Genomic DNA, 13,493 nt, shown 5'->3' on the forward strand with positions numbered 1-13,493 from the left:
GCGACCCTCGCGATCAACGACGCCACGCAGACGTTCCCACCCCAGATCGACCCCGAACGGCAGGCCATCATCGACGCCCTCACCCCGAGCGGACCTCAGGCACTAACGAAATGACCGAACTCGGGCGGCCGAGAGGAGACCGATCTCGACTAGGCAGAGGGCCAGCAGTGCGTTTGACCTGGTTCGCAGGCTTTCAAGATCGAGACGTTGGCGATCGAGCTGCCGACGCGCCTCACCTATGATCAAATCCAGCTGCGGGGTGTCGAGGTCTGACTTAATCGGCCATTTGAGTTCCGCCGGCCTCTCAAAAGTGGGGAGCCGCGCTCCAGGGCGAAACGGCGAGATCGCATAGCGGAGATAGAGTCGTGCCTCACGTAGCCTGCCGGTGACAACATCCATCAGCGATCCGTGAGCCATCCGGCCAGTGCCCGGGTCGCGGGCTCAGCGACCTCATCGGGCAGGAACAGCCACTGGCCGCCGGGGTTGATGTCGGTGAAAACGGGCCCGTCATCGTCGATCATCCAGTCCTGGCACGTCATTCCCAGCCTCAGAGATGCGGCGAGCGCGCCAGCTTCGGCTGCTACCGTTGGCCACCTCGCTGCCCGAAACGAACTGTGCGCCGGTATGTGCGATCGCCAGTCGACTGGCAATCCGCGTCCATCGAGCTCGGCCACCCATGCCTCCTCGCGCACGGTAACGACACGTAAATGGGTGTGGGCGTGGACGAGTGACTGCGCCAAGAACGGAGCCGCGAACAGGTCGGCATCGCGAATATCGTTCACTCGCTGCTCCGTCACATAGACAACATGCTGAGAGCCATCGGCCTCGAAATTTCCCGGTCCTAGTGGCTTCAGGATGAACGGTTCGCCCAGCTCGGCCGCAAGGTGGTCAGGGTCGGCGCTGATGAGCGTTTTCGGGACCCGGATCCCGGCGGCTTCCGCTGCACGGTACTGAACGACCTTGTTCTCGGCGGCGTAGAGACTGTCCAGCGATGTGATCCACTCGATCTTCGGGTCCCGGATGATAGCGGCGAGTAGCGCCACCCTGGACGCCATGACCGCTGCCTCATGGCTGCCGAGCATGGTCCCGTGGCTCCAGTTAGCGGGCGCAAGCCGTCGTAGCCACCCTCGCATCGAGCGGTCCGACACGTTGACCCGGGTCCCATCGGCGGTCTCGAACACTGTCTGATCAGGTGCCACCGCCACGACACCCGGCTGGAGCGACGAGGCGTCGATCACTACCAGCCGGTCCGGCCGGACAAGATCGGCCACGGCCTGCAAATGTGGGTCCGCAAGATCCCCGACCAGCAGGACAGCGCTACGGAGCGACACAGCCGAACGTGACCAACAGGCCCGCCTCGTCAGTCGTTTCAACCGTCCTGGTTTCGATCGTCAACGGGCCGGGCCTTGAGTCACTATCGTTCTCGACGTCCCGCAGGTCCCACACCGCATCCACAATCGGAGCACCTAGCCAGCGATAAAGATCCACACCCACTGCCCCGATCGACGTCGGCAAGAACCCGAGGGACACTCTACTGACCATCATGGTCATGAGCCTGGGCGCACCCCTTTCGTGACCGCCTCGCCCGATCACCCCCAGACGACAAAGAGCGACTCATTCCCAGACGTCTCCCGACGGGCTCGGCCGACCCGGCAAGAAAATGCGGAGGACATCCGGCAGCCTCTGAGCGTATCGTCGCCCGAGTTGTCCGTTACACGACCAGATCGACTTCGATATCGGGAAGGGCCGTGACAGAGCAGACCTCTCGCAAGCCTCGGGTGCGACGCCGGCCTGGTCTCCCAACATCGGTGATGCGTTCCTGGCAGGAGGAAATCGTCCGCGAACGCCAGGACGAGCAGGAGCGCGAACGTCGCCGCGCGGCGGCGGTCGACAGGTTGTTGGCTGTCGCCGCCACAACCGGGATGACCCTCATCCGAGGCAGGTACGGACTGACCCTCCGCTTAGAACACGGCGGGCAGCCGTTCGAGGTTCCGCTGCGCGACGACCACCCAGAGCTCGACAGCCTCACGGCCAGGGTGGGCCCGGGCTTGGTGGTGCTCGGCGACTACAGCGCGTTCGCTCAAATCGACCAGGGCTACATCGAAGCCCTCGTCGTAGGGGCCGGTCATGCACCAGAGGCGGGCACTCCAGACGCGTACCACCACTGGGACAGCTACCGCCCGGGAACCATTCGCGCCGTGGCCCCTGACGGTGGTGGGCAGGTTGAGTTGTCCCCCGGGTCGGCGGCATTTTGGTGCCTACGCGGGCGGTTCGTTGAGACAACGATGGAGCTGGGTCGCGACGAACCTACGTATACCACGCTGAAGATTCGGAGCCACTCGCCGTCCACTCCGGACGAAGCAATGAAGTTGTTGACCCTCGTTGCCGAGTCCTGGTCGTTTGACCTCGACGGGGAGTACGGGCTGGGTTTCCGCCTCGCTCTGCGTCCCTCGTGGCCGCCGCCCAACTACCCGCGCCGTCGGCGCGGAGCGCGGCCGGCGGCAATCGAGCCCACGGTTGACGTACCGTCCCGGGCGTATGAAGCCGAAGCCTTGGCGTTCTACTGGTACGCCCGAGCCATGCCACGCGCCCCATTCGTGCAATTTTTGGCCTTCTATCAGGTGCTGGAGTACCACTTCACCCGGTACGCCCACAACCTTGGCGTCCAAGAGGTCGCCACGCTGCTGACCCGGCCGGGCGTGGATCTACAGAGCATGGCCTTCCACAGCAGAGTCTTCGACGCGATTGCTAACGTGGCTCGCTCGCAGCGCTCCGAATTGGCTCAGCTTCGGGCCACGATCGAGGCCACGGCGACGGCCGCCGGACTCAAACAGCGGATCTTGTCCGACCCGGCGCTGAAGGCTCATTTGCACGAGAAGGCACTGACCGGCGCCGCACCGGTACGCGTGAACGCCAACAGCCGGCCCACTTCGGTCGTCGAGGCCGTCGCCCAGCGTGTCTACAACTTGCGCTGCATGGTGGTGCACAGCAAGGAGGGCAGCAACGCGCAGGTTCTGCTGCTGCCGCAGACGCCTCAGTTCCTCGACATCGAACGGGACTTGCCGTTGATGCGCTACCTGGCCCGAGCCGCCCTGACCGCGAGCAGCTCGCCACTCGCCTTCTGACACGCCGACCATGCACGAGAATCCGGACTAGCGGTGCAGCCTTGCGCCGGCTGTCCATTGGCGAACCGAGGCCGATCGGTACTCGTTCGACGATCGTCGACATCCCAATCACGCCGCCCATCTGCCTGCCGTTCACCGCCACCGCCCAGGCCGGCGCGGACGCCGGTGTGACCGCGTTCGGGATCGGGTTCGGCGTGGCCAGCCTCGCCGCGCCCGCCCTGCTCGCCGACCGGTACGGCACCGTCGGCTACGCCACCATCGCCGGCGTCCTCGCCACCCCCGTCACCCTTGCCAAAGCCGGCGTGCCCCTGGCCGCCGCCGCCCTGCTGACCACCACCGGCGGCTACACCGCCGTCCTGCTCGCCATCGGCGGCACCTGCGTCATCGCCGCCGTCGGCATCTGCGGCAAGGCCGCGAGGAGGTCCTCGGTGACCGGCGTGTGAGAAAACCGTCGGCCCCGCGTGGTTGACTCCCCGCCATGGTCACCGTGAACTGGGAGCGCGAGCCCGGCGAGAAGATCGAGGAGTTCGTCGCCGCCCTGCTGCTGCTCACCCACCCGCACGGCAACCACATCACCCCTTCCAGCGGTGACCGTGGCGTCGACGTGCTGGTGTGGAACCCCGACGGTTACGACATCTACCAGGTCAAGCGGTACTCCCGCCCACTGACCTCCCGGCAGGCGACCATGATCGAAGAATCGTGGCACACCTTCGTCGCGCAGACACTGCCGGCGCTGCCGGTCCGCTCCTGGACCCTGGTCACGCCGTGGAATCCGAGCAACGAACGGCTCGATTGGCTGCGGGGCCTGACCGACGGGCACGACTTCCCCGTCCACTGGATGGGCGGCCGCACCCTCGACGGTATGGCCTCGCAGCGGCCGTCCCTGGTCGACTACTACTTCGGCGACGGCGGCGAACGCTGGCACCGGCTGATGGCCGAGGCGCTGCACGCCGGCCGAGACACTTCCCCGGGTAGCGCCGGGGAGGACCTGCTCGAGGCCATCATCGCCCGCCACCGAAGCCTGACCGCCTCCCTCAACGAGGTCGACCCGTTCTACCGCTACGAGTTGGAGATCCGGGCAGGCCACCTGCGTGACCACCCCTTCGAAGCCGACCTGCGACGCCACTCCCCTGTCGCGGAGGTGCAGTACACGCAGCTCGACCCGGAGCACTTCCAGGTGATGCGGATCGTGCCACTGTGCGCGGAGTCGACCCGCCTGCGCCCGATCACCACCTCGCTGCGGCTCGAAGTCACGACCGGATCGGCCGAACACCAGGCGGTCGAGGAATTCCGCCACTTCGGCGCCCCGATCCACGCAATCCCCGGCACCGTCACCGAGACCACCGGACCGCCCGGCCACGACCGCGGCACAGGCGACGGCCTGTTCAGTATCATGCCCCTGGCCAGCTCCGACGACCTCCCGGACTTTGAGGTCCGCCTCGTCACCGCCAACGGAGCCCCGCTCCACACGCTCGACCTCGTCGACGTGGCGGTGTCCCGCGGCATCAGCGGCCCGGGAATGTGGCTCTCCGGCCGGGACCGTAGCGACGTCCTACAGTTCAAGTTCTACCTGAACGGACCCGACGGCGACGAAGTCCGCATCCAGGCGAGCTCCCTGGCAGGCAAGACCCCAGCCGACGTGTTGCCGGCGATACGGATGGCAGCGGACTTCGTCGACGGCAACGGCATCCTGCTCGCCGTACGCGGCGGCAGGCCCCTGACCTCTGCCTGGGACGTGACCGACTCCGCGCTGCGGGCCAACGCCCAGTGGCACGTCACGCTCCTCGACGCGCTCCAGGCCATCCAACGCCACACCTACCAGCGGGTGACGATCCCCGACGTCCAGACGATCCCGGCCGACGACATCGAGACCATCCTGCGCACCGGTCGTCTCCTACGAGGCGAGCGGATCGAGACCCCGTGGACGGAGGTGACGCTGACCGTCGTCACGCCGGACAGGCTCCCCCCAACCGACGCCGAGTTCAGTTTCATCTCCGAATGGCCCCTCACCGTGCGGCTGGGCGACCGGGAGATCACTGTCACGGCGAAGCGTCGCGTGCTGTACCAGGCGGCACGGGTCGCCGACCCGGCCGAGAGCGCCTCGGCCGAGCCCGGCGCCACCCTCCGACTGCTTCCCGGCTCCACCGACCAGGCCGTGATCGTCGCCGTGCCCGTCGACCCCCACAACCTCGCGACCGGCACCGGCGGCGAGACGCCCAACTCCGGGAGGTAGGACCTCAGCGGGCTGTCACCACCGCCGAATCCGCCAACGGGCGACACAGATGATCATGTGCTCCCAGTTTGCTCCCAATGTAAGGAGCAATTGCGAACTAGCTCGTTACCGGAATTCCGGTAACGAGCTAGTTGACCTGCGTATATAACTGGTGGGCGATACTGGGTTTGAACCAGTGACCTCTTCCGTGTCAAGGAACGGACCACAACGCTCTGACCAGCAACGACAAAAGACCCGCAGGTCGGGCGGGGGACGATACGTGCAGGTCAAGGCCGTTGAGCGCCGTTCAGCGCCGTTGGGAGCGCGGCCCCGCTCCCATTCTGCTCCCCCACACCATCCAACGATCCGAGGGAAATCCGGCTCGAGGCGCACTCACATGCCGAGATGTGCGCACCCAATCACGGCGGCAGCGATGCCGATGTCAGCCCCTGCGGGCCGTGGGGCACCCGGTCGCCGGGCTCGCCCACGTGACACCATGTTGCGCCGTGGATCATCAGGGGCAGTTTGGTCGTGCAGCGCTCGCGTTGGGCATCGCGGGCGACGAGGTCAGCCGGTTCATCCAGCACCTCCGCTTGTCGATCCGGTTGAGCGGGGGATCCGGCGGTGTTCCGGTCGGGCAGTTCGGTGGGTTGCCCGGCTGCCGGTGGGCATGGACTGGCCGTCCGACGGGGTCAGTCCGTTGCCGTTCATCTTCTCGGTCGACTGTGCGGCGCTGCCAAGAGTCGACGGCTTCGGCCTGCCGGCAGACGGCTCGCTGCTGTTCTTCCAGGACCACGAGCAGGCCGCTGCCACCGGGGAGCGGAGGTACGGGCGCGTCGTGTATCTGCCGGCCGGTACCGATACCGAGGTGGCGGCAGGATCCACCGACGACGCGTTCGTCGACGAGCAGTACGACGTCGGCGCCACGCTACGCGCGGAGTTCCCCGATTGGTTCGGGGAGGACGAGGAGGACGAGGAGGACCTGTCGCCCTTCCAGCAGCAGTTGGCCCGTGACCTCGAGCGTGACCTACCGCACCTGGACGAACTCTGTGCTCTGGCCAACGATCTCTGGCCGCCGCACAACAGGTGCATCAGCGCCTATATCGGCGGGTATGCCGACGAGGAAGTTATCAAGAGTATTGCGGAACAGACCCTCGCGTGGCGCGAGAAGACCGGCGAGATCGTCATCCCGGTCGCGAAATGGTATTCCCATGTGGAGAAGGAGACGCACCGGCTGACGAGTGAGTGGGTGTCGCTCGCCCGCTTTCCCGTAGACAACGAGCTCTATTACCGCAGTGACGGGAGTTTCGTGATTCGTCACGACGACCTGGCCGCTGGTCGGCTGGACGAGGCACTTTCCGTGGCTGAGTTGATCCCGTAGAACACCGGCGGCGCCGGATACGGCCACGATCTGCATTGCCTGCGATGCCGACGCCAGATGCTGGGCATCCGCTATCGTCTAGATGAGTGCAGTTCGCGGCTTCCTGCAGGATGGCTTGGGGTTATCCATGGCCGCGTTCCTGCCATCCGGGCCATCGCCAGCTGTCGACCTCCGGCCAGGTTGTCACGAGCCCGGTGGAGAGCGCGCCGCCGAATGCCACGGTTCCCTCATGGGATGCGTAGACGATCCAGTCGTGATGCTCGTCGCTCCAGAGACCCTCGGGCCCGGTGTACCTCGGTGCGAAGATTTCGACATCCAGCAGGTAATCGGCCCCATACTCGCGCAACTCGATCACACGCGGGCGGCCCAACTCTCGCAGCACTCGGCGGACCCGGTCAACGCTGTCGTTCTCCCACATCGATTCTCCGGTCAGCACCAGCACATCTTGCAGAACCGAACTACTCAGCAACGGGTGCCAACCGCCGTTCTGCACACCCCATCGCTGCTGCAGCGAGGTGCGCCAGGCTGATGACTCCTCGGGCGTCAGCACGCGCCGATACGGGACCGGGTCGGCGCGGCGACTGGGCCGCGCCTTCCAACGCTGCACGTTTGCAGCGAACAGCCGGCGTTCCTCGGCCATGGCCTGTGCCTGGATCTCGTCGTGCGGTGGCTTGGTGAACGGAGACTCCGCATTCTCGGAAGCCGCGAGCAGCGTGGAGGTCACTATGTCGACGCCGGGAAGCCGGTCCGGATCGAGCCGCTCAACCTCTATGAGCATGGCGTCCACGACGTTGTAACGGGGGAAGATCCGCTTCGCTTCGGTGGTGTAGTGGTACCCATCAGCTTGGCGGCCATCGTTGGGCAGCTGACTGTACTCCCGCTGGAGTTCCTCGTATCGCGCCGTCAGATAGCGGCGTGACGCCCAGTGCAGCCGTATGGAATCCACGCGGTTATCCTCTCCGATCACTCCATGGCACCATACCTGCCAGCCAACAGCCGATCGTTCTAACATCATCGCCGCGACGCAAGACGAAGACCCGAGACCTTCCAGTTCCGGCATGGCACGCTTCACAGGTGCACTGATCTGCTGCAGTCCGGGTGGGTTGGGGTCAGCCGAGCGCTGTAGCCCGTCCGGCGTCGCTGGCCGAATCGAATGTGGTGCACGTCGGCCATGGTGCAACCTCGGACTTCCCGCTCCAGGTCAAATGAACCAGTGCCCATCGGCCGCCGAACCTGAGCAGCACATCATCGCGGGCATCGGACCGCCCGACGACGGTGAATGCGACGCCGTACAGCGCATGACCGGGCGAGAGTTCGCGGAGCAGTTCCTGGGTGACCGCCTGGACCTGAAGTCGCTCGGCGTCGCCCGGGCCGTGCAGATCCCGCCAGGGATGGGCAAGGACCACATCTTCAGGCATGGCGGGATCCTGTCATGCCGCCGAGCGGGCGCGCTGGACACCGACGCCCTGTCACTCTCCGTACGCCATCGTCCGACTGCCGAACGCACGCTCGTGCCGATGTGCGGACGTGCGACCGGCCGCGTCAAAGTCCTGACGAGGCACCCGGCTGTGTGGTGCTGCTGCGAGGAGAAGGCGACGGCACCCGGTCGGTCTCGAGCTGTTCGGTCGTGCGTGGACCTTGGGGTGGCGGCATCGCGGCCTACCGGACGCATTCGTCAACACGCTGGTCGCCCGATCGCCGAGTGTCACCGCCTGGCCGGCCGGCCACGCCGTCTCTGCCGGCGTGCGACAGAATCGGGGCCGTGCGAATGCTGCTGACCTCGAACGGACTGGCCAACGACACACTGCGACAGGCGTTTGCGGAGATGCTGGGCAAGCCCTGCGCCGAGGCCCGGGTCGCCGCGATCGTGACCGCCTCGCTGGGCCAACCCGGCGACCACGGTTGGTTCGTCGAGGCGCTCGCCGACCTGCACGGCATGGGGTGGGGCGAGCTCGACGTGCTCGACCTCAACGGCCTGCCGCAGGACGTGCTGGAGGGACGTCTGGGCAGGGCCGACGTCTGGTGGGTCACCGGCGGCAACCAGTTCCATCTCGCTCAGAGCATCGCCCGCGCCGGCCTGTCCCAGGCGTTCCCGAGGCTGCTGCGCGACAAGGTGTACGTCGGCACCAGCGCTGGCTCGATGATCTTCAGCCGGCGCTTCGACGAGCGGGCGGCCGACCTGCTCGGTGACCTAGCCGACCTCCACCTCCTCGGCGAGGAGCGGATCAAGCCGGCCTGCCCGCTGTTCGACTGGTACGTCAAGCCGCACCTCGACTCCCCGTCCTTCCCCAACCGCGACGAGGCATGGGCGGACCGGCTGGCGGCGAGCGTGGACTTCCCGCTCTACCTGCTCGACGACGACTCCGCAATCCGGGTCTGCGGCGACAAGGTGGACGTCGTCTCGACCGGGCGCTGGCGGCTGGTCGGGCGATGACGGCGCCGAGCCTGCCGCGCGAAAGTCGGAGGACACCCGCGGCCGCCTACGGGAGGATGGCGGCATGACGATGCACGCCGACCAGCTCCACGTCGACGCGCAGACCGTCCGCCGGCTGGTCGAGGTGCAGTTCCCTCAGTGGCGCGGACTGCCGGTCACCGAGCTGCGCACGCCCGGGACCGTGAACGCGATCTTCCGGATCGGCGACGGCCTGGCCGCCCGCTTCCCGCTGGTCGGTCACGACCCGGCGCAGGCCCGCGCGTCGCTGGCGGCAGAGGCCGAGGCCGCGCGTGAACTGGCCGACGCCGCCACCGTGCCCACCCCGGAGCCGGTGGCGATCGGGGAGCCGGGCGCGGGCTATCCGCTGCCGTGGAGCGTCCAGACCTGGCTATCCGGCCACGACGCGACGGTCGAGGACCCCGCAGGGTCGAACGCGTTCGCCCATGACCTGGCCGAGCTCATCGCCGGGATGCGCGCCAACGACACCCGGGGGCGACGCTTCGGCGGCGTCGGTCGCGGCGGGCACCTCCCGGACCACGACGAGTGGCTCGAGACATGCTTCCGGCAGAGCGAGGACCTGCTCGACGTACCTCTCCTGCGGCGGATCTGGGCGGAGCTTCGGACGCTGCCCGAGGTCGACGAGGACGCGATGTGCCACCGCGACCTCATCCCGCCCAACGTCCTCGTCGAAGACGGCCGTCTCGTCGGCGTCCTGGACGGCGGCGGCTTCGGCCCGGCGGACCCAGCGCTCGACCTCGTGGCGGCCTGGCACCTCCTCGACGAGACCCAGCGCGGCATCCTCCGCCGCGAGCTCGGATGCGGCGACGTCCAGTGGCGGCGCGGGATGGCTTGGGCGTTCCAGCAGGCGATGGGGCTGGTCTGGTACTACCTCGACTCCAACCCGACGATGAGCCGGTGGGGCAGGCGCACCCTGGACCGCATCGTCGATGCCTGGGCCGCCCGAGCGAGGACGATTCCCCTCGTAGAGGCTGACCGAGTTCGGTGAGCGTGTGAACGCACTCATCTGTTTGATATGCAGGTGATCGTGAGGCTCCAAATTCTGGGCGCGCAGCGCCTCGATCACTCTGCATATCAGGCGTTATGCGGCCCGCCAGGGCGAAGGTGATCGAAGATCACCCGCATAATGTCGAGATCAGGGCATCCGATCTTGACCGTCGGCACTGCTTCGTCAACCGCCACCGTGGCAGCCCGTTCGGGCTCTCGGGATCTTGGCGGATGCGGTAACCGTGGCCGCCGAGCACCGGCTTGAGCACGGGCTCAGATGTCGTGGAGGAACAGGGTCATGCCGCGTAGGCGGTCACCGGCCAGAGTGAGCACCACCGATTTCGGCGCAGTAGCGGTCCAGCAGTGCGCTGCGGCCGCCTCCGCAGCGGCCACCGACGCATGCTTGACGCTGCCGTAGGCGTCAACAACCTGTCGGAGCCGGGACCGGATGTCCACGACGGGGTCGACGGGCCGGCGGCATCCCAGTCGATGAACGCCACCGGTACCCGTCGCGGTAGACGCTGTTCCACGGGCCAAGGCCGCCGTGCGAGATGACTTCCGCAGCGCGCGGCGGACGGGCTGGAGACGATACTCGGTGTCGGCGTGCCGGTAGTTCCAGATCAAGATCAGGGACGAACCTCGCCTGGCCTGCTACGAGTGATCCCACCGTCGGCGGTCGGCGTCTCTGTCAACGCTGGTCTGGCCGCCGCCACACGGATTGTGCCTGTCCGTCGAGCGGAAGACGTGCGGCTTGTGCTCACCGTCGACCGTGCATCGCTCGTTCCGTTCATTGTGCCACTGCATCCTGGTGGCCTCACACTCCGCCCGGTGGTACGGGTACGGATCACGAGCTTGAACGTCCAGCAGCCACGCCGGACGCACCCCCGCAGAATCCGACGGCGTGCTGCTGCCCCATTCGCACGCCGGCCCACACTCTTGATCTATCTCCAGGGTTGAGCTGTCAGGATCAGCCGCGAACAGTTCCAGATCCTCCGCATAGCGGACGAGCAGTTGCGCCCAGGACGGGGCCAACACGTCCCACGAGGCGCATTCGACATCAACCCGAACCACCTGTCCAGGCGTTCCGCCCGGTGCCGGATCAAAGTCGAGAAACCACGTCACGTCGCCATTCATGTCGCCCACGACCACCGCGCCCGGCGAACCTACAATCGGCCGCACCGGCCCATTCAGAAAGAGGTGGTTCCCGCCGTCGACCAGGTACGCCCAGACCCTAAGGTCGTCCCAGTTCGGCTCCGGATGGTAGTTGTCGCGCCACATCCGCGTCGCCTCGACGATGCCGTCGGTGTCGTAGAGGCAATCCAGCGGTATCGGGCTGGGCTGATGCTGTCCGTCCGCGCTAACCATCCATTTAGTTCCATTGTGAATGCGGAGGCTGGCGCGGAAATCCTGCGACAGTGGCACGGCCAGGGCGGCCTCGACCGCATCGATGGCCTGAACCGCGGCCGGCGCGTTGAGCTGCCGTAGGGAAGCCGGCAGGACGCGACTCAGGCCAGCCTCGACCCGCGCCCACGCCTCGGCAACGCGCTTGTCGACATCGGCTCCGGTGTCAGTCACGACGCAAACTCTAGACATCGCCACCGCAGACGCAACTACCCCATCTGTCGCCGAGCGGGCGCGCTGGACACCGGCGCCCCGTCACTCTCCGTACGCCATCAATCAGCTTGTCAGACGCACGCTCGTGCCGATCAGAGCGCGCCGCCTATGCGGCCGGTCCGCTCGTCTGGGGCCTCATGTCGACCCATGTCGTAAGACAAAACGGGTGACCGGCCGGATCCGCGTACACGTAGCATTGCTCGCTGTTGGGCTGGAACTCGTACTTCCTCGATCCGGTGCTGTTGCATGACGGGGGCCCGCGGGGGTCACGTCCACGGGAGTGGTGTACGACTTGCCCGTGATGGGCGTGTTGCGTAGATAGGAGACGGCCACCGCGCGATCCTTCGAGACGGCTAAGTCAACAACGAAGGAGACAACGCGATGGCCGCATCTGAGAGTGTGAACCCTGCTGACCTGCTACGCGAGCAGGTGGAGTCCGCGCCACCGGACGTGTTGCGGACGATGGTCCAGACATTCGCGCAGGCGTTGATGTCCGCCGAGGCGGACGCGATCTGCGGCGCACCCTACGGACAGCGCAGCGATGAACGGGTCAACTCCCGCAACGGCTACCGAACCCGGGAGTGGGACACCCGCGCCGGCACCATCGACCTCGCGGTGCCAAAACTGCGTACCGGCTCATATTTCCCGGACTGGCTGTTGACCCACCGACGGCGTGCCGAGCAGGCCCTGGTGTCGGTGGTCGCGACGTCGTATCTGCTCGGAGTGTCGACCCGGCGGGTGGAGAAGCTGGTCGAGCAACTCGGAGTCCGGCAGCTGTCGAAGTCGCAGGTGTCGGAGATGGCGGCGCATCTGGATGCGCAGGTCGAAGCGTTCCGTAACCGGCCCCTCGACGCGGGGCCCTACGCGTTCGTGTGGATGGACGCCTTGACGATGAAGGTCCGCGAAGCCGGCCGGACCGTGAACGTGCACGCCCTGATCGCCGTCGGCGTCAACGCCGACGGTCAGCGTGAGGTCCTCGGCCTGGACGTCGCCTCGGACGAGAACGGGGCCGGCTGGCTGGCGTTCCTGCGATCGCTGACCGCCCGCGGCCTGTCCGGGGTCACCCTCGTCATCTCCGACGCCCATCGTGGTCTCGTCGCCGCGATCGGCGCCGCCCTGCCCGGCGCCGCCTGGCAGCGATGCCGCACCCACTACCTGCGGAACCTACTCACGAAAGTCCCCAAAAGCGCGCAGCCGTGGATCGCCACCCTCGTGCGGACGGTCTTCGACCAGCCCGACGCCGACGCCGTCCGGGCCCAGTTCGACCGGGTCGTGGCCACCATCGAGGCGAAGTTCCCCACCGCCGCCGAACACCTCGCCACCGCCCGCGACGACCTCCTCGCCTTCACCGGCTTCCCACGCGAGATCTGGCGTCAGATCTGGTCCAACAACCCGCAAGAGAGGCTGAACAAAGAGGTCCGCCGCCGCACCGACGTCGTCGGGATCTTCCCGAACCGGCCAGCGATCATCCGCCTCGTCGGCGCCGTCTTGGCCGAACAGACCGACGAATGGACCGAAGGCCGCCGATACATGGGCCTGCAACTACTCACCAAAGCCCGGCTCACCATCCTCCAACCCGACCAACACGACACCATCGGGACTGACCCAACCTCGATCGCCGCATAACATCAAACCGGATCCCGCGAAGGTCGTCTCCTACACCACCAGCGCGGACGTGACCGGCGCGGCGGCGGGGACGTGGTGCGCCCGGATTCTGGCTCC

At 66.9% G+C, this 13,493-nt stretch carries 11 protein-coding genes; 7 read left to right on the forward strand and 4 right to left on the reverse strand.

The genetic code is table 11. The annotated features are described in order from the left end of the window. Positions 1–398: 398 nt before the first annotated feature. Positions 399–1,271, reverse strand: coding sequence for an ATP-grasp domain-containing protein (locus I0C86_RS03065; protein ID WP_196199650.1), 873 nt, complete (start codon positions 1,269–1,271; stop codon positions 399–401). 540 nt (positions 1,272–1,811) lie between these two features. Here I0C86_RS03065 and I0C86_RS03070 point away from each other — a divergent pair. The 4 genes from I0C86_RS03070 to I0C86_RS03085 all read left to right on the forward strand — a co-directional run bounded on the left by I0C86_RS03070 (position 1,812) and on the right by I0C86_RS03085 (position 6,718). Then, complete coding sequence (locus tag I0C86_RS03070; RefSeq protein ID WP_196199651.1) at positions 1,812–3,125, forward strand: hypothetical protein; 1,314 nt, start codon at positions 1,812–1,814, stop codon at positions 3,123–3,125. Between the two features lie 41 nt (positions 3,126–3,166). Further along, on the forward strand, positions 3,167–3,568 hold the full coding sequence (locus I0C86_RS03075) for a hypothetical protein (protein ID WP_196199652.1): 402 nt from the start codon (positions 3,167–3,169) through the stop codon (positions 3,566–3,568). Positions 3,569–3,603: 35 nt separating this feature from the next. Next, entirely contained in the window at positions 3,604–5,358 is a 1,755-nt protein-coding gene (locus tag I0C86_RS03080) for a PDDEXK family nuclease (RefSeq protein WP_196199653.1), read from the forward strand. Between the two features lie 475 nt (positions 5,359–5,833). Next, positions 5,834–6,718 carry a DUF1963 domain-containing protein gene (locus I0C86_RS03085; RefSeq protein WP_255527590.1) on the forward strand — a complete coding sequence of 295 codons (885 nt, stop codon included), beginning with the start codon at positions 5,834–5,836 and terminating at the stop codon, positions 6,716–6,718. A gap of 121 nt (positions 6,719–6,839) precedes the next feature. On the opposite strand, the gene I0C86_RS03090 is transcribed toward I0C86_RS03085, so the two are convergent. Both I0C86_RS03090 and I0C86_RS03095 read right to left on the reverse strand, forming a co-directional pair. Then, the gene (locus tag I0C86_RS03090; RefSeq protein WP_196199654.1) at positions 6,840–7,664 is read right to left on the reverse strand and encodes a hypothetical protein; all 825 of its coding nucleotides are present in this window, start codon (positions 7,662–7,664) and stop codon (positions 6,840–6,842) included. A 163-nt stretch (positions 7,665–7,827) separates the two neighbouring features. Further along, positions 7,828–8,136, reverse strand: coding sequence for a hypothetical protein (locus I0C86_RS03095; protein WP_196199655.1), 309 nt, complete (start codon positions 8,134–8,136; stop codon positions 7,828–7,830). A gap of 350 nt (positions 8,137–8,486) precedes the next feature. Between I0C86_RS03095 and I0C86_RS03100 the strand changes: the two genes are divergently transcribed. Both I0C86_RS03100 and I0C86_RS03105 read left to right on the forward strand, forming a co-directional pair. Then, positions 8,487–9,152, forward strand: a complete 666-nt coding sequence (locus I0C86_RS03100; RefSeq protein ID WP_230393471.1) for a Type 1 glutamine amidotransferase-like domain-containing protein — start codon at positions 8,487–8,489, stop codon at positions 9,150–9,152. Between the two features lie 64 nt (positions 9,153–9,216). Next, positions 9,217–10,158, forward strand: a complete 942-nt coding sequence (locus tag I0C86_RS03105; protein WP_196199657.1) for a phosphotransferase — start codon at positions 9,217–9,219, stop codon at positions 10,156–10,158. A gap of 650 nt (positions 10,159–10,808) precedes the next feature. On the opposite strand, the gene I0C86_RS03110 is transcribed toward I0C86_RS03105, so the two are convergent. Beyond that, complete coding sequence (locus I0C86_RS03110) at positions 10,809–11,732, reverse strand: SMI1/KNR4 family protein (RefSeq protein WP_196199658.1); 924 nt, start codon at positions 11,730–11,732, stop codon at positions 10,809–10,811. A gap of 420 nt (positions 11,733–12,152) precedes the next feature. On the opposite strand from I0C86_RS03110, the gene I0C86_RS03115 reads away from it, so the two are divergent. Then, a complete protein-coding gene (locus I0C86_RS03115) occupies positions 12,153–13,397 on the forward strand; it encodes an IS256 family transposase (protein ID WP_196199659.1) in 1,245 nt (414 codons plus the stop codon). Positions 13,398–13,493: the final 96 nt, after the last annotated feature.

It is taken from the genome of Plantactinospora alkalitolerans (genome assembly GCF_015690345.1).
GTDB lineage: Bacteria > Actinomycetota > Actinomycetes > Mycobacteriales > Micromonosporaceae > Plantactinospora > Plantactinospora alkalitolerans.